The sequence below is a fragment of the Corynebacterium sp. HMSC075D04 genome (assembly GCF_001815635.1).
Taxonomy (GTDB): domain Bacteria; phylum Actinomycetota; class Actinomycetes; order Mycobacteriales; family Mycobacteriaceae; genus Corynebacterium; species Corynebacterium coyleae.
This window is the reverse complement of sequence record NZ_KV821289.1, coordinates 81294-98109: the sequence shown is the minus strand read 5'-3', so window position 1 is coordinate 98109 and position 16816 is coordinate 81294. Positions and strand designations below refer to the sequence as shown.

Annotated in this window: 15 protein-coding genes; 5 read left to right on the top strand and 10 right to left on the bottom strand. The window is 60.8% G+C overall.

The annotated features are described in order from the left end of the window. Nucleotides 1-10 precede the first annotated feature (10 nt). Nucleotides 11-928, bottom strand: coding sequence for a heme o synthase (locus HMPREF3048_RS01210; RefSeq protein WP_288870091.1), 918 nt, complete (start codon nucleotides 926-928; stop codon nucleotides 11-13). A gap of 182 nt (nucleotides 929-1110) precedes the next feature. Here HMPREF3048_RS01210 and tkt point away from each other — a divergent pair, with 182 nt between their 5' ends. The 5 genes from tkt to pgl are packed head-to-tail and all read left to right on the top strand — an operon-like array spanning nucleotide 1111 to nucleotide 7510. Next, nucleotides 1111-3255, top strand: coding sequence for a transketolase (gene tkt, locus HMPREF3048_RS01205; RefSeq protein WP_083316644.1), 2145 nt, complete (start codon nucleotides 1111-1113; stop codon nucleotides 3253-3255). Nucleotides 3256-3261: 6 nt separating this feature from the next. Next, nucleotides 3262-4353, top strand: coding sequence for a transaldolase (gene tal / locus HMPREF3048_RS01200; protein ID WP_070451418.1), 1092 nt, complete (start codon nucleotides 3262-3264; stop codon nucleotides 4351-4353). Nucleotide 4354: 1 nt separating this feature from the next. Beyond that, nucleotides 4355-5872: a glucose-6-phosphate dehydrogenase gene (zwf, locus tag HMPREF3048_RS01195; RefSeq protein ID WP_070423129.1), complete on the top strand. Its 1518-nt coding sequence runs from the start codon at nucleotides 4355-4357 to the stop codon at nucleotides 5870-5872. A gap of 22 nt (nucleotides 5873-5894) precedes the next feature. Beyond that, nucleotides 5895-6815, top strand: coding sequence for a glucose-6-phosphate dehydrogenase assembly protein OpcA (locus HMPREF3048_RS01190; protein ID WP_070770986.1), 921 nt, complete (start codon nucleotides 5895-5897; stop codon nucleotides 6813-6815). Further along, complete coding sequence (pgl, locus tag HMPREF3048_RS01185) at nucleotides 6812-7510, top strand: 6-phosphogluconolactonase (protein WP_070423127.1); 699 nt, start codon at nucleotides 6812-6814, stop codon at nucleotides 7508-7510. Before HMPREF3048_RS01190 ends, pgl begins: the two co-directional genes overlap by 4 nt. Nucleotides 7511-7517: 7 nt before the next feature. Here pgl and secG read toward each other — a convergent pair whose 3' ends face one another. The 9 genes from secG to HMPREF3048_RS01140 form a co-directional block, all read right to left on the bottom strand. After that, nucleotides 7518-7754, bottom strand: coding sequence for a preprotein translocase subunit SecG (gene secG / locus HMPREF3048_RS01180; protein WP_070423126.1), 237 nt, complete (start codon nucleotides 7752-7754; stop codon nucleotides 7518-7520). A gap of 67 nt (nucleotides 7755-7821) precedes the next feature. After that, entirely contained in the window at nucleotides 7822-8595 is a 774-nt protein-coding gene (gene tpiA / locus HMPREF3048_RS01175) for a triose-phosphate isomerase (protein WP_070770985.1), read from the bottom strand. 12 nt (nucleotides 8596-8607) lie between these two features. Next, nucleotides 8608-9819: a phosphoglycerate kinase gene (gene pgk / locus HMPREF3048_RS01170; RefSeq protein WP_070770984.1), complete on the bottom strand. Its 1212-nt coding sequence runs from the start codon at nucleotides 9817-9819 to the stop codon at nucleotides 8608-8610. A gap of 93 nt (nucleotides 9820-9912) precedes the next feature. Further along, nucleotides 9913-10923 carry a type I glyceraldehyde-3-phosphate dehydrogenase gene (gene gap / locus HMPREF3048_RS01165; RefSeq protein WP_070451412.1) on the bottom strand — a complete coding sequence of 337 codons (1011 nt, stop codon included), beginning with the start codon at nucleotides 10921-10923 and terminating at the stop codon, nucleotides 9913-9915. A 260-nt stretch (nucleotides 10924-11183) separates the two neighbouring features. Next, nucleotides 11184-12173, bottom strand: a complete 990-nt coding sequence (gene whiA, locus HMPREF3048_RS01160; protein ID WP_070570378.1) for a DNA-binding protein WhiA — start codon at nucleotides 12171-12173, stop codon at nucleotides 11184-11186. Between the two features lie 54 nt (nucleotides 12174-12227). Next, entirely contained in the window at nucleotides 12228-13208 is a 981-nt protein-coding gene (gene yvcK, locus HMPREF3048_RS01155; protein WP_070423121.1) for a gluconeogenesis factor YvcK family protein, read from the bottom strand. Continuing rightward, on the bottom strand, nucleotides 13208-14116 hold the full coding sequence (gene rapZ, locus HMPREF3048_RS01150) for an RNase adapter RapZ (protein WP_070423120.1): 909 nt from the start codon (nucleotides 14114-14116) through the stop codon (nucleotides 13208-13210). The genes yvcK and rapZ overlap by 1 nt, the downstream gene beginning before the upstream one ends. A 77-nt stretch (nucleotides 14117-14193) precedes the next feature. Then, nucleotides 14194-16254, bottom strand: a complete 2061-nt coding sequence (gene uvrC / locus HMPREF3048_RS01145; protein WP_070451404.1) for an excinuclease ABC subunit UvrC — start codon at nucleotides 16252-16254, stop codon at nucleotides 14194-14196. Between the two features lie 3 nt (nucleotides 16255-16257). After that, nucleotides 16258-16791, bottom strand: a complete 534-nt coding sequence (locus tag HMPREF3048_RS01140; protein WP_224212675.1) for a PH domain-containing protein — start codon at nucleotides 16789-16791, stop codon at nucleotides 16258-16260. Nucleotides 16792-16816 lie beyond the last annotated feature (25 nt).

Here is a 16816-nt window from a genome sequence, read left to right as displayed (position 1 = left end):
TCGAGCGGGATTAGAAGAGCAGTTCTCCTATAGTCTCCCAGCCAAGCACGGCGTCAAAGGACAGACCGAGGAACAGGGCCGCGAGGTAGTTGTTCGACAAGATGAACAGCTTTAGCGGCTTGACCTTCTCGCCTCGCACGATGCCGTTGTGCAGCTTGGTCGCCATGACGAGGAATGCGACACCGGATACCACGGCAATCACGAGGTAAATCCACGACGCAGCCGGCACGAGGCCAAACGAGACAATGACGGTCAGCCAGGAGTACAGCACGATCTGACGGCTGGTTTCTTCTGGCGAGGCCACCACCGGCAGCATCGGCACATTCGCACGCGCGTAGTCTTCCCTGTACTTCATTGCTAGCGCCCAGGTGTGCGGTGGCGTCCAGAAGAAGATGATCAGGAACATCACGATGGCCTGCCACCAGTGGTCTGGCGTTCCGTCGGTGACGTTGTCGCGGATCACGGCCCAGCCGACGAGCACCGGCATGCAGCCAGCCGCGCCGCCCCAAATCACGTTTTGCCACGTGCGGCGCTTGAGCCACTTCGTGTAGACGAAGATGTAGAACGCGTTGGTCAAGATGATGAAGAACGCCGCCAACCAGGACTTACAGAGCAAACCAAGCCACAGCACACTGATGATCAGCAGTGCCCATGCAAAGATGGCGGCCTTTTGCTTGGTGATCTTGTGACGGACCAGCGGGCGGGCGCGCGTACGCCCCATTTTCTGGTCGATGTCGTAGTCGGCCACCATGTTGAACGTGTTTGCGGCGCCGGCACCCATCCAGCCTCCGAGGAGAGTTGCGAAGACGAGCCAAACGTGAACTTCGCCGCGGTCAGCCTGGAGCATCGCCGGGATTGCGGCGACCAGGAGTAGTTCAATGACCCTCGGCTTCGTCAACGCGAAATATGCCTTAATGGTCTCCAACAACTCTCTCCTTTTTATTCTTCAGGTGGCGCAGGGCACTCATACCTTTGGACGATGGTAGCCGTTCCCCCACTGTAGGCACGAATCGAACACGCCATAAGGGTCACGCAGTATGCTCTTGGGAGACCTCATCAGACTCAACTTAAGCGAGGAATGAAGTGACGCTGCCCCCCGAGCTGCAAGCCATGACTGTCCGCAACTACCCGTCGGATTGGACCGATACTGACACTCGTGCAGTTGATACTGCCCGCGTGCTGGCGGCCGACGCGGTGGAAAACTGCGGGTCCGGACACCCGGGTACGGCGATGTCCCTGGCGCCGCTCGCCTACACCCTGTTCCAGCGTGTGATGAATGTTGACCCGTCCGACAAGGATTGGGTTGGCCGCGACCGTTTCGTGCTATCCAACGGCCACTCGTCGTTGACCCAGTACGTGCAGCTTTATCTCGGCGGTTTCGGCCTCGAGCTGCAGGACTTGAAGGATCTGCGCACCTGGGGTGCAAAGACGCCGGGGCACCCGGAGTACAACCACACTGACCATGTGGAGATCACTACGGGTCCACTCGGCCAAGGCCTTGCCTCCGCTGTGGGCATGGCAATGGCTTCTCGACGAGAGCGCGGCCTCTTCGACCCTGAGACGCCTGCTGGCGAGTCCCCGTTCGATCACTACATCTATGCCATCGCCGGCGACGGCTGCCTCCAAGAAGGCGTTACCGCAGAGGCATCTTCGCTTGCAGGTACCCAGCAGCTGGGCAACCTCATCTTGTTCTGGGACGACAACCGGATCTCCATTGAGGACGACACCCAAATCGCATTTACCGAAGACGTGATGAAGCGTTACGAGGCCTACGGTTGGCAGACGCTGACCGTCGAGTCCGGCGAGGATGTCGTGGCAATCGAAGCAGCCGTCGCAGAGGCGAAGGCCGACACCACGAAGCCGACCATTATCCGTGTGAAGACCGTCATCGGCTACCCGGCCCCGAACCTGATGAACACTGGTGCTATCCACGGCGCAGCTCTCGGCGCGGACGAGGTAGCTGCGGTGAAGGCTGAACTCGGCTTCGATACCGACGTTCACTTCCCTGAGGAAGCCGACGTGATCAACCACACCCGCAAGCTGCGTGAGCGCGCAGCCGAAAAGCGTGCCCAGTGGGATGAGAAGTTCAACGCCTGGGCTGCGGCAAACCCGGAACGCAAGGCGCTGCTGGATCGCCTCACTGCCCGTGAGCTGCCTGCGGATTGGAAGAAGGACTTCCCCACTTGGGAACCGGATGCCAAGGGCCTAGCTACCCGAAAGGCTTCTGAAGCTGCGATCCAGGCTGCGGCCGCTATGCTGCCTGAGCTCTGGGGCGGTTCTGCGGATCTTGCTGGTTCCAACAACACCCTCATTAAGGGCGAGCCGTCGTTCGGTCCTGAGTCGATCTCTACGGAGATGTTCACGGCGAACCCGTACGGCCGCAACCTCCACTTCGGTATTCGTGAGCACGCGATGGGCGCTGTCATGAACGGCATTGCCTTGCACGGTGGCACTCGCGTATACGGTGGCACCTTCCTCATCTTCTCTGAATACCTCTACCCCGCCATCCGCGTTGCCGCACTGTCCGGCATCGATGGCTACTACGTGTTTACGCACGACTCGATCGGCCTCGGCGAGGACGGCCCAACTCACCAGCCGGTGGAGACTCTGGCTGCGCTGCGCGCTATCCCGGACGTTGCAGTGATTCGTCCGGCAGATGCGAACGAGACTTCTGCTGCGTGGATCGCGGCACTCGAGGCGAAGGAACAGCCGAAGGCCCTGGCCCTGTCGCGCCAGAACCTGCCGGTGCTCGAGGGCACCAAGGAGAAGGCGTTCGACGGTGTCGCCCGCGGCGCTTACGTCCTGGTTGAGGGTTCGAAGGAGACTCCGGACCTGATCATCATGGCGACCGGCTCCGAGGTGCAGTACGCGGTTGAGGCCGCCAAGGTGCTCGAGGAAGATGGCACCGCAACGCGTGTGGTTTCCGTGCCGTCCATTGATTGGTTCATGGAACAGGACGACGACTACATCGACGCTGTTTTGCCTCGCGAGGTCAAGGCCCGTGTGTCTGTCGAGGCAGCAACCTCCATGCCGTGGTTCCGCTTCCTCGGCGAGTTCGGCCGCGCTGTGTCGCTGGAGCACTTCGGTGCTTCTGCCCCGGGCGCGGAGCTCTTCGAACGCTTTGGTTTCACCACCGACAACGTTGTTCGCGTCGCCCGCGAGACTCTTGCATGCGTGCGAGATAACCGCAGCGTGCCAACGAGCCAGCGTGTCGGCGAAACTGAGTCCGAACCAACCCGCGGCGACGGAAAGTAGGAGTGCATGACTGCTATCGACGATCTGTACAACGTAGGCACGTCAACGTGGCTGGATGATCTGTCGCGTGAACGCATTGCTACCGGCAACCTTGCTGAAGTGAAGGCATCGAAATCGATTGTCGGCGTAACCACTAACCCGGCGATCTTCGCTGCGGCGATGAGCTCGGGCACACACTACGACGAGCAACTCGCCGAGTTGAAGGCTGCTGGATCTGCTGCTGATGCAGCGGTTTACGCAATGAGCGTCAAGGACGTTCAAGATGCGTGCGACCTGTTCCGCGATACGTTCGAGGCAACGGGTGGCAAGGACGGTCGCGTGTCCATTGAAGTAGATCCTCGCTACGCAGCCGACGAGGCAAAGACCATCGAACAGGCAAAGGAGCTCTGGAACCAGGTCGACCGGGAGAACTTGATGATCAAGATTCCCGCGACCGACGAGTCGCTTCCGGCCGTCACCGCCGCCCTCGCTGAAGGCATTTCGGTCAATGTGACGCTGATCTTCTCGGTAGAGCGCTACCAGCAGGTCATCGACGCGTACAAGGAAGGCATCCGTCAGGCTGCCGCGAACGGCCACGATGTCAGCACTATCCATTCGGTGGCATCGTTCTTCGTATCCCGTATGGATAGCGAGGTGGACAAGCGCCTCGAGGTCATCGGCACCGACGAGGCTCTCGCGCTTCGTGGCAAGGCAGGCATTGCGAACGCCCGCTTGGCGTATGCACTGTTCCAAAAGGAGTTCGAGGCGGAGCTCATCGACGAACTGCCTAACGGCGCGAACAAGCAGCGTCCGCTCTGGGCGTCAACGGGTGTGAAGAACCCTGAGTACCCTGCGACGATGTACGTCACGGAGCTGGCCGGACCGGATACTGTAAACACGATGCCGGAGAAGACTCTTGACGCGGCGCTCGCGGATGGCGGTGTGCACGGCGACACGCTCACCGGCACCGAAGCTGTCTCCCGCGAGGTGTTTGCGGCGCTGCGTGAGGTTGGCATTGACGTTGAGGATGTCGTCGCCACGCTAGAGCGCGAAGGCGTAGAGAAGTTTGTGGACGCGTGGCAGGAGCTGCTCGATTCGATGACAGCTAAACTCGCCTAATGTGACTAACCCACTCCGTTCCCCTGAGGACAAGCGGCTGCCCAAGATCGCCGGACCTTCCGGCATGGTTATCTTCGGTGTGACCGGCGATCTGGCCCGCAAAAAGCTTCTTCCCGCGATCTATGATCTAGCGAATCGCGGTCTGCTCCCCGGCGGGTTCACGCTCGTCGGCTACGGGCGGAGGGACTGGACACAGGCTGATTTTCAGGCCTATGTCCGTGAAGCAATCGATGCGGGCGCGCGCACTAGCTTTCACGAGAATGTGTGGCAGCGCCTCGCTGAAGGTCTTCAGTTTGTCAAGGGCAACTTTGATGACGACGACGCCTTCGACGCCCTTGCGGCCACGTTGAAACGCAGCGACGCGGAACGCGGCACTGCTGGCAACTGGGCGTACTACCTGTCGGTACCTCCCGATTTTTTCGCGGATGTGATCCACCAACTTGATCGCAGTGGTATGGCCCACGCAGGTGAAGGCGAGTGGCGGCGCGTGATCATCGAGAAGCCATTTGGGCACAACGCGCAGTCAGCACACCAGCTCAACGAGGTGGTAGGCGCCGTGTTCGACGAGCGCTCCGTGTTCCGCATCGACCATTATCTGGGCAAAGAAACCGTCCAAAATATTTTGGCCCTGCGCTTTTCTAACCAGCTCTTCGAGCCCGTGTGGAACTCGCACTACATCGACCATGTGCAGATCACCATGGCCGAGGACATCGGCCTCGGTGGTCGGGCGAGCTACTACGACGGCATCGGCGCAGCGCGCGATGTTATCCAGAACCACCTGATTCAGCTGCTCGCGTTGGTTGCCATGGAGGAGCCGACATCGTTCTCGCCACGGCAGCTGCGCGCGGAGAAGCTTAAGGTGCTTCGTGCCACCACCGCTGTCGGCCCGTTCTCTGAGACGACGGCGCGCGGCCAGTACACCGCGGGTTGGCAGGGCTCTGAACGCGTCGTAGGGCTGCGGGAGGAAGACGGGTTCGATCCGAATTCGACAACTGAGACGTACGCAGCATGCACGCTAGAAATCGCGTCGCGACGCTGGGCTGGTGTGCCGTTTTATCTGCGCACCGGCAAGCGCCTAGGCCGACGGGTGACCGAAATCGCGCTTGTCTTCAAACAACCCCCGTACCAGCCGTTTACCGAAGGCCAGACGGATTTGCTGACCAACAACGCAGTGGTCATCCGCGTCCAGCCCGACGAAGGTGTTCTCATGCGCTTCGGTTCGAAGGTCCCTGGTGCGGGTATGGAGCTTCGGGACGTGAACATGGATTTCCACTACTCGGAGGCGTTCACGGAACAGTCCCCAGAGGCGTACGAGCGTCTCATCCTTGATGCGCTGCTTGACGAGTCCAGCCTGTTCCCCACCAACGCCGAGGTGGAGCGCAGTTGGCAGATTCTGGATCCGGTGTTGGACTACTGGGCGGAACATGGCGCCCCTGAAGACTATGAGGCAGGCACCTGGGGTCCTGCGTCCGCTGATGAGATGCTTGCCCGCGAGGGCCGGGCGTGGCGTCGTCCGTAACGGAACAGAAAGGGTTCGACGTATGATCATCGATCTTCCTAACACCACCACGAAACAAATTGAGACGTCACTCGCACGCGTGCGCGAGAGCCATTCGCTAGCTACCGGTCGCGTCCTGACGCTTTTGGTTGCGGTAGATGAAGACAGCGAGCTTCTCGACGACACCTTGTCCACCCTCCGGGACGCCTCTTTCGAGCACCCAGCACGTGTACTCGTGCTGGTCTCCGGCGACCCGGCTAAGGAATCGCGTCTCGACGCCCAAGTGATGGTTGCGTCTAACGCAGGCGCCTCCGAGGTCGTCGTCATGCATCTGCGCGGGGAATTGACGCAGCACCTCGGTGCCGTGGTGACACCCCTTCTGCTTCCCGACACCCCCGTTGTCTCATATTGGCCAGGCGCTGCTCCAAAACGGCCCGCCGAAGATCAGTTGGGACACATTGCGCAACGTCGCATTACCAACATTCGTGGTGCGAGCCGCGATGGATCGCTCGCGGAGTTGGCGGCAGGCTATACGCCCGGCGATTCCGATATGTTGTGGTCTCAAATCACTCCCTGGAGGGGAATTCTCGCTTCGGCGCTTGACCGGTTCCCTGAGCACACAATCACGGGTGCAGAGGTCGCCGGTGCTCCTGGAGACCCCAGCGTGGATCTTGCGGCCGGCTGGCTCGCTGACAGCCTCGATGTGGAGGTAATACGTTGCGATGAGCATATCTCCGGCTTCCCCATCGCCCACACCATCATCCACACTGACGGCGGCGATGTTGAAGTCGTTGCTGAGGGTGAGTACACGGTACGCATTTCGGTACCAGACATGGCTGACTCGCGCGTCGCAATGGGTGAGCGCACTGACGCCGAATGTCTTGCCGAAGAACTTCGCCACCTCGGTCCCGATGCCATCTACGGCAACGCTTTGAACGGCTTAGGAAAGGTACGACACGCATGATTTATCCGAATCTCGAGGCTCTTATCGACGACACCGCCGCCGACGTTGCGGCCGTCATCCGCGACGCTCAGCGCTCTGGCGACGGCCGCGCTCGAGTGGTACTGACCGGCGGAACCGCGGGCATCGCTCTCCTGCGACGTCTGCGCACCGAAGCGATCGACTGGGCAAACGTAGACGTGTTTTTCGGCGATGAACGCAACGTACCGGTAGACCACCCCGAGTCCAACGAGGGCCAGGCCCGGGAGGCGTTGCTTGACCATGTCGACATACCCGAAGCGAACATCCACGGCTACGGGTTGGACGGTGGGCCCATGGATGCCGCGGTAGCGCGTTATGAAGCAGCCTTAGCGGAGTTTGCGCCGGATGGCTTCGACCTCCACTTGCTCGGTATGGGCGGCGAGGGTCACATCAACTCGCTGTTCCCTCACACCAGCGCCGTGCGCGAACATGATGCCATGGTCGTCACGGTTACTGACTCCCCCAAGCCACCAGCCGAGCGGGCAACCCTGACCCTGCCTGCGGTCCAGTCAGCCGACCGTGTGTGGTTGCTCGTTTCCGGCGCAGAGAAAGCCGAGGCTGCCTCCCACGCAGGTGACGGTGTTACGGCAGCTCAGGATTGGCCGGTCGCCGGCGCAGTTGGGCGTAAAGAAACGGTCCTGCGCATCACCGAGGATGCAGCAGGACCGTTGAACTAATTCGCTGTTAGGACGCGAACGTCTGGATCAGATTCAGACCGATGATGCAGGCGATCCAGATGATCGCCATCAGCACGGTCACGCGGTCCAGGTTGCGCTCCACGGTGGTGGAGCCGGACAGGTTCGCCTGAACACCGCCACCGAAGAGGCTGGACAGACCGCCGCCCTTGCCTTTGTGCAGCAAGACGAACACGGTCATGAGGATCGCCGAAATCACCAGCACGATCTCGAGAGCAAGAGCCATCTGCGATACCTTTCCAAATCACATTGGTGCAAACTCTGTTGAGCCTACACCACTTTCTGGTGGGACCTTACATCGACGCGTTCGCGGCAGCGGCGGCAAGCTTCGCAAACTCCTGGCCATCCAGGGAGGCGCCGCCGACGAGTCCACCGTCGACGTCGGGCTGGCCCACGATCTCTGCGACGGTGTCCGTTTTCACCGAACCGCCGTAGAGGATGCGGACCTGATCGGCTGCGTCGTCGCCCGCAAGCTCACGGACAAGTTCACGGATGCCGTGGCAGACCTCTTGGGCGTCCGCGGCGGAGGCTACCTTGCCAGTACCGATTGCCCAGACGGGCTCGTAGGCGATGACGACCTTGGACGCATCCACACCAGCTAACGACTCACGCGTTTGCTTGACCACGAAGTCGAGGTGGTCGCCCGCCTCGCGGACCTCGAGTGGCTCGCCGACGCAGACGATTGGCGTGATGCCGTGTTCAAGGGCCTTCTTCGCCTTGGCAGCGACCTGCTCATTGGTTTCGCCGTGGTACTCGCGACGCTCCGAGTGGCCGACGACCACCCAGGTGCAGCCGAGCTTCTCCAGCATCGCGGCAGAAATGTCGCCGGTGTACGCGCCGTTGTCGTGCTCAGACACGTCCTGCGCGCCGTAGGTGATCTGGAGCTTGTCGCCTTCCACCAACGTCTGGATTGAACGAAGGTCTGTGAACGGGGCGGTCAGGGCGATATCGACTACCTCGTAACCATCCTTCGGGAACGCGAAGACAAGCTTCTGCGCGCTCTGGATCGCCTCAAGGTGATCGTGGTTCATCTTCCAGTTGCCCGCGATGAGTGGTGTACGTGCCATGGATAGACCTCCTTACTGCAGAACAGAAACGCCAGGCAGGTCCTTACCCTCAATCAATTCGAGGGAAGCGCCACCGCCGGTCGAAATGTGGGAGAAGCCCTCTTCGTCGAGGCCCAGAGTGCGCACGGATGCCGCCGAGTCGCCGCCGCCGACAACCGTGAAGGAACCGTTGTCCTTCGTCGCTGCGATCATTGCCTCAGCCACTGCCTTGGTGCCGTCGGCGAAGTTCGGGAACTCAAACACACCCATGGGGCCGTTCCAGAACACCGTCTTGGAGCCCTTGATTGCCTCGGCGTAGTTCTTTGCGGTCTCCGGTCCGATATCCAGGCCCATCCAGCCCTCCGGAATCTCATCCAGGCCGACGACCTTCTTCTCGGTGTCCTTGTCAAAGCCAGCACCCGCAGCGACATCAACCGGCAGAAGCAGCTTCTCGCCGAAACGTGCGATGAGCTCCTTGCAGGTATCGATCATGTCGTCCTGCAGCAGCGACTTCTGCACGTTGTGGCCCTGGGCCGCAAGGAAGGTAAAGCACATGCCACCACCGATGATGATCTTGTCTGCCTTCTCTGCAAGCGCCTCGATCACACCGAGCTTGTCGGACACCTTCGAGCCACCGAGCACCACAATGTAGGGGTTCTCCGGCTTGTCCTTGACCGCAGACAGGATCTCTACTTCCTTATCGACGAGGAAGCCGGCGTACGCCGGCAGCTTCTTCGCAACGTCGTACACAGACGCCTGGGCACGGTGCACAACGCCGAAACCGTCAGAGACGAACGCGCCGTTGTCAGCCGCCAACGCAGCGAGCTCAGCTGCGAACTCCGCGCGCTCCGCCTCGTCCTTTGAAGTCTCGCGCGGATCGAAACGGACGTTCTCCAGGAGCAGAATCTCGCCCTCGGTCAGGCCGTTGGCACGCTCGTGGGCGTCCTCGCCACTGACGTCGCCTGCCAGCGGGACAAACTGCCCGAGACGTTCCGACAGTGCCTCTGCAACCGGTGCGAGAGAAAACTTCGGGTTCACCTCGCCCTTCGGGCGGCCGAGGTGTGCCATAACGATGACCTTCGCGCCGCCGTCGAGAAGCGCCTTCAGCGTAGGCAGCGACGCGTCAATGCGACCGGCATCGGTGATGTTGCCGTTCTCGTCGAGCGGAACGTTGAAGTCGGAACGAACGAGGACGTGGCGGCCGTCGACGCCTTCGTCGAGAAGCTGCTGCAAGTTCTTAGTCAAGGGGTCTCTCCTTTTAGTTCGGTGAACGCATCCCAACCTAATAAAAACGGGTCCGCCGCGCTGGAAGCGCCACGGACCCGGGGGTGCCATAACTTAGAGCTTGTCCGCAACCAGCTTGGTCAGACGGATGTACTGGGCGGTGTAAGACCACTCGTTGTCGTACCACGAGATGATCTTGACTAGGTTGCCGTCGATGACGCGAGTCATGCCAGCGTCGAAGATAGCGCCGTGCGGGTCACCGATGATGTCGGAAGAGACAATCGGGTCCTCGGTGTACTTCAGCGCCTGGCCGAACTCGCTGTCCTCCACAGCCTTCTTCACTGCCGCATTGACCTCCTCGACAGTGACATCCTTGCCCAGGGTCACGGTGAGGTCGGTGGCGGAACCGGTGATGGTCGGCACACGCATTGCGAAGCCATCGAGCTTGCCCTCAAGGCTCGGGAGCACGAGCGCCACAGCCTTAGCTGCACCGGTGGTCGTCGGAACGATGTTCTGCGCTGCCGCGCGGGCGCGACGCAGGTCCTTGTGCGGAGCATCCTGGATCCGCTGGTCACCTGTGTAAGCGTGGATGGTGGTCATCAGGCCACGCTCGATACCGAACGCCTCGTCGAGGACCTTCGCAACCGGCGCGAGCGAGTTCGTGGTGCACGATGCCGCGGAGATGATGTTCTCCTTGCCCGTGTAGTCGGCGTGGTTCACGCCCCACACGTAGGTGCCGTCAACTTCCTTGCCCGGTGCGGAGATGATGACCTTCTTCGCGCCGGCGTCGATGTGCGCCTGAGCCTCCGGCCCCTTGCGGAATACGCCGGTGCACTCCAGCACAATGTCAACATCCAGGTCACCCCAGGCGAGGTTTGCCGGGTCCTTCTCAGCGGAGACCTCAATACGGCGGCCATCGATAGAGATCGAGTGGTCGTCGTACTCGATGTCGTGCTTGAACTGGCCGTAGGCCGTGTCGTACTTCAGCAAGTGTGCGAGAGTCTCATTGTTCGTCAAGTCATTGATCTTGACGACTTCGAGCTCGCCCTTGTACTCGTCCTCGATGATGCGGAGCGCGGAACGTCCGATACGACCGAAACCGTTAATGCCAATGCGCGTAGTCACTGTATTTTCTCCTCGATGGTTGTAGAAAACCTCGTACGCAAGCCAGTGTATCTGCGCCTCTCACAGCCTGCAGGGCGCAAATTCGCCCCAAGGCCCCCTCCCCGCAACCAGGGGGAGCATTCCCCCGCCGTGCCGATTCTGAATGTGGTTTCCCACACCACGACACCTCAGCACCCCCACTCCCCCTGGGGAAAATACCGCCCGCTCAGGGCATCTCATGTACCCCAGAGGAAACTGTGATTCCGAACACGTTCTGGGCGTTAATCTGAATTCACAGGATTCGGAGCCGTTTCCACTCCGTGTGTGTCCGGGATCCCCATCTCGGCTGCTCGACGATCAGCGAGCGACAGCAGTCGTCGAATACGTCCTGCAACGGCGTCCTTGGTCATCTGCGGGTCAGCCAAACGACCAAGTTCCTCGAGTGAAGCATGGCGGTGTTCCACGCGGAGGTAGCCCGCTTCCGCAAGGTGCTCAGGAACATCGTCGCCAAGAATGTCCATCGCACGCTCCACCCGTGCTGCAGCAGCTGCTGCAGCCTGCGCCGAACGGCGCGTATTGGCGTCATCGAAGGTAGCCAAGCGGTTGTTTACCTTCGCTGTCACAGCCTTCGCCGCGCGCTTGCGGTCCCACTCCAGGCGGGTCAGTGGTGCCCCCATACGACTCAGCAGGATTCCGATGGTCTCGCCGTCGCGGATAGTCACTCGCTCCACACCTCGGGTTTCACGGGTCTTCGCGGTCACCGACAGACGACGGGCCAACCCAACGAGTGCGAGCGCAGCTTCCTGGCCCGGGCACGCCACTTCAAGGGTCGCGGTACGGCCAGGCTCCATCAGCTTTCCTCGCGCGAGAAACGCGCCACGCCAAGCTGCCTCAACGCCGGCCATTGATCCTGAAATCACCTGTCGCGGCATACCAACCACCGGGTGACCAGACGCTGTCACAAGCCTCAGCCGGCGGATGACATCAGCCACGTCACGTTCCACCCGAACGACATACGTGGTGTCTTTACTGCCTTGGACAGGGGGTACGGTCTCGATGGCAGGCTGGACTGCGCAGAGTTCTTGAATGGATTCCGCGAGCCTCACCGCCACCGGCTTCTCGCCGAATTCTGCGACGATGGCCAGACCGTTATCGGAAGGCTGGATCGAGCCGGCGAAACGAATAAGCGCGGTGGCTTCCGCCGCCCGAGCCTCGGTGGTACCACAAGATACGGCGAGTAGCTCTTCTTTCACCTTGCCCGTAAGCGCCAATGTTTCCGTCCTTTCATCGCCCCCTTCAACCCGGAGCAGTCTAGCTTGCAGCTGTTAGCTGCTCGTCGAGAGGTCCTTGAGCGCAGCAGCAAGCTTCAACGGATCATGAAGATTGCGCTTCACACCATCGTCGCCTTCGACGCGTAAGGAGCGGTACTCGACGTCCGCGCCGAGCCGTTCCGCCGCACGGCGGACGTTTTCACGTTCACCGTGCGTAGTCACCATGTCACTGTCCGCCAGGAAGCAATCAACCCGCAGGTTGGGGGCGTGTTGCGCAAAGACATGGATATGACGCTCGGTGGTAAACCCATGGGTCTCCCCTGCTTCTGGGGAGAGGTTGAGTACCACAACCACCTTCGCTTCGGTCTCGTTCAGCGCATCACACACTTGAGGCACCAACAGGTGCGGGATCACAGAGGAAAACCACGAACCAGGCCCAATGGTGACCAGATCCGCGTCCATAATCGCCTGGATGGCGTCCCGGCTCGCTGGCGGTTCGGACGGAGTCAGCCGCACACGGCGCACAGTGCCCGGTGTCGTCGCAACGGCGACTTGGCCGTGTACAGAGCGCAGCACCCGTGGGTCGTCGTCAAGCCCTGCAACATCAGCTTCAATGTCGAGGGGTTGTGGGCTCACTGGAATGACTCGTCCCTGGGAGCCGGTCCATTTGCCAACCTGGTCCAGCGCCGCTTGTGTGTCACCAAGGCGCTCCGCAAGTCCGGCGATGATCAAGTTTCCCAAGGCGTGTCCAGCCATTGCGCCATGCCCACCGAAGCGGTGCTGGAGCGTGTCGCGCCACATTGCGCCGTCCCCGCTGTCGTCGGTAAGCGCTGCCAGCGCCATGCGGAGATCTCCCGGAGGAACAATCTCCATCTCGCGACGCAGGCGGCCCGACGAGCCGCCGTCATCGGCAACTGTCACCACAGCGTTAATACGAGCTGCGCCGGCAACGCGCGCGGCCGTGAGCGTCTGGTAGAGCCCATGCCCTCCCCCGAGGCATGTGTACGTCATCGCCGCGGGATCAGTCGCGCGCATTAGTGCTTCTCCAAATCACGGTGGATGACATTGACATCAACTTGGCCCTGCTGTCGCAGTCGCCTCCCGATCGCTTCTGCGACCGCAACCGAGCGGTGGTGCCCACCTGTGCAACCAACGCCCACAGTGATGAAGTCCTTACCTTCGTGGCGGTAGCCCTTCAACGTGCTCGACAACAGATCAACGAAATGATCCACGTATTCCTTCGCACCATCCTGCGACAGGACATAGTCTGCTACAGGTGCGTCGATACCGCGGAAGTCGCGCAGCTCCTCAACCCAGTATGGGTTGGGTAGGAATCGCACATCAATGATCAGATCAGCGTCACGTGGCGAACCATGCTTGAATCCGAAAGACTCAATAGTGACGTGTTGACGCTCCACCGGCAGCTCGCCGACCGATGCCTCAACAGCGCGGCGTAGGTCGTGCACAGACAAATTGGACGTGTCGATGATGACATCTGCGGCCGAACGGATGCCTTCCATTTCCTCGCGTTCGCGATCGATGCCGTCCTGCAAGGTACCATCGCCCTGCAGCGGGTGCGTGCGCCGCACGGAGTCGAATCGGCGGATCAGCACATCGTCACGCGCCTCAAGAAACAGCACGAACGGTGAGTAACCACGTCGACGGAGCCCCTCAAGGGTGTCGGCCAATGAACCGTTGAACCGGTCTGCGCGCACGTCCGACACGACCGCCAGCCGTTCCACTGGGGAATCGTCCGCTGCTGCAAGGTCCACAAGCTCCAGAATTAACTGGGGTGGCAGATTCTGAGAAACGAAGAAACCTTTGTCCTCGAATACTTTCGCTGCAGTGGACAATCCGCCACCGGACAAGCCGGTGATGATCACCGGACGCCAACTGGCGGAACGCAAATCGTGTGGCAATGCTTGAGCAGAAGCTGTCGACATGGCGCTCATCCTAACGAAGCGCAGCGAGCCGCGTCGCGGTTCCGCAAAAGCTGCCTCACAACCAGCCTCACAACCAGCTACGTATGAAGGTGCTCGTAGATCGTCGCAGCGAGTTTCGGACCGACGCCTTTAACCTCCTGGATCTCCTCGATAGAAGCCTCTTTGATCTTCTTCACCGAGCCAAAGTGCTTCACCAAATCGGTTCTCCGCGCGGGGCCTAGTCCCGGGACTGCGTCGAGGGCGGACGCTCGCATGCGCTTCGAGCGTTGCTGGCGGTGGTAGGTGATGGCGAACCGGTGGGCCTCATCACGCACCTGCTGGAGCAGATACATGCCTTCGGAGTTTCGCGGCAGGATCACCGGCTCGTCGTCGTCCGGCACCCACACTTCCTCGAGGCGTTTGGCCAATCCGATGAGTTGTACATCGACGATGCCGAGGTCGTCGAACACAGCCTGTGCGGCATTAACCTGGGGTTTGCCACCGTCGACGATGAACAACTGAGGAGGGTAAGCGAAGCGTTTCGCACCGGTCGATTCGTCGGCCTCGTCCTCGAAGGTCTGCGCCTCAGCGACCTCATCAGGGTTGGCGAGTTTGTCCTCGTTGTAGCGCTTGAAGCGCCGGCGTGTGACCTCGGCGATGGACCCGACGTCGTCGGATCGACCATCGCCGGCTGCCTCCTTGATGCGGTATCGACGGTAGTCGTTCTTTTTGGGCAAACCGTCCTCGAACACCACGAGGGAGGCTACAACGTCGGTGCCTTGGATGTGGGAAATATCGGTGCATTCAATACGCAGCGGCGCTTCGTCCATCCCGAGCGCGTCCTGGATATCTTGCAGGGCCTGCGATCGTGCGGTCAGGTCACCGACCCGCTTCAACTTGTGCTGGTGGAGCGCTTCGGCGGCGTTTTTGTGCACTGTTTCCATCAGTGCGCGCTTGTCCCCACGCTGCGGCACGCGAAGGTCCACAGGCCCGCCACGTAGTTCTTCGAGCAGTTGGGTCACTTCCGGCAGTTCCGCAGGCAGCGTCTCGACGAGAATCTCACGCGGCACCGGCATCGGTGCCGCCGCTTGCGCACGTGACTCCTGATCTACGCCTCGGCGACGAACCTTCTGCGCTTCGATCTTGCGGTCCTCTTCACGCTCTTGCTTCACTCGCTCGACCGCATCCGAGTAGTACTGGACCAGGAAGTTCTGCATCAACGTTGGCAACGTTGGGTCGGTCTGGCCTTCCTCCAGGCGTTCTGCTGCTCCGGGCTCATCGCCCGTTTTTTCGACAACCCAGCCCCGCTGTGCGCGGATGCGTCCATCACGGACGTTGAAGATCTGTACCGCTGCTTCAAGCTCGTCGGTATCAAAGGCGATGATGTCCGCGTCGGTGTCTTGGCTGAGGACGACCGTCTGGCGCTCCATTACCTTTTCGACGGCACCGAGGTCGTCGCGAAGCCGCGCCGCCTTTTCAAACTCGAGATTCTCCGCGGCCTCCTCCATCTGTGCGGTGATGCCACGGACAAGCTTCTCAGAACGACCTGCCATGAAGCCAAGGAAGCCTTGGACGATCTCGTCGTACTCGGCTTCGTCGACACGACCGACGCAGGGTGCCGCACACTTGTCGATGTACCCAAGCAAGCAAGGGCGTCCAAGGGATTCGTGACGGTTAAACACACCGTTGGAACACGTCCGAATCGGGAACACGCGCGTGAGCAGATCGAGGGTCTCGCGCACCGCCCACGCGTGCGAGTACGGGCCGAAATAGCGCACGCCCTTACGTTTGGGGCCACGGTAGAAGAACGCGCGCGGGTAGCGTTCGCGCACGCTGACGGCAAGCATTGGGTATGTCTTGTCGTCGCGGTACATGACGTTAAACCATGGGTCGAAGCGCTTGATCCATGTGTATTCGAGCTGGAGCGCCTCTACCTCGGATGCGACAACGGTCCATTCGACTGAAGCGCCGGTGTAGACCATCTGCCGGGTCCGCGGGTGCAGAGTCTCCGGTGGCTGAAAGTAGTTGCTCAGGCGCGCACGAAGATTTTTGGCTTTGCCAACGTAGATGACACGCCCGTCGCGGTCCCGGAACTTATACACGCCCGGATCGGTTGGGATCGTTCCGGGCGCTGGGCGGTAAGACTGGGGGTCAGCCAAGGGTTAATCCTTAGGCATGTATTTGGCTTCGAGCTTGCGGAATTGCTCGACAGCCTGAATCGCGCGCTCTTTATCGCCTGATTGGATCGCCCACAGGGTGACGTACTCGAATTCCGGAAGTTCGAGTCGCGCCATGCGGGAGCCCTTGGGAAAGCTCAAACCGTAAATGACGGTCCAGGGGTAGAAACGGGTGCCGATGATGTTGGCTACCTGGACACCGTCTTCGTTGACGCGCACCCGAGGGCGAGTCAGTGCGATCCAGGACAGGACGGAAATAATCAGGCCAACGCCAACGAACGCAAACTTATCCACGCTGGTAATCGCGATGCCCGAGAATTGCGCGTCCACGGCCCACGCCATGAAGAAATGCACGGCCATGACAAGGATGATCCAGCCGATCGCCACGGTTCGCAGGTACCTCGACGAAATCTCAAGCTCCCACGGCTTCGTCGAGGTGTTGGCGTGCGGATCAAGCGCAGTCAGATAAGCAGCTTCCTGCTCGTTCGTTATGTGTGTGCCTGCTGGTTGATCAGTCACTTCCGCACTCCTTGTCAACTTGAAA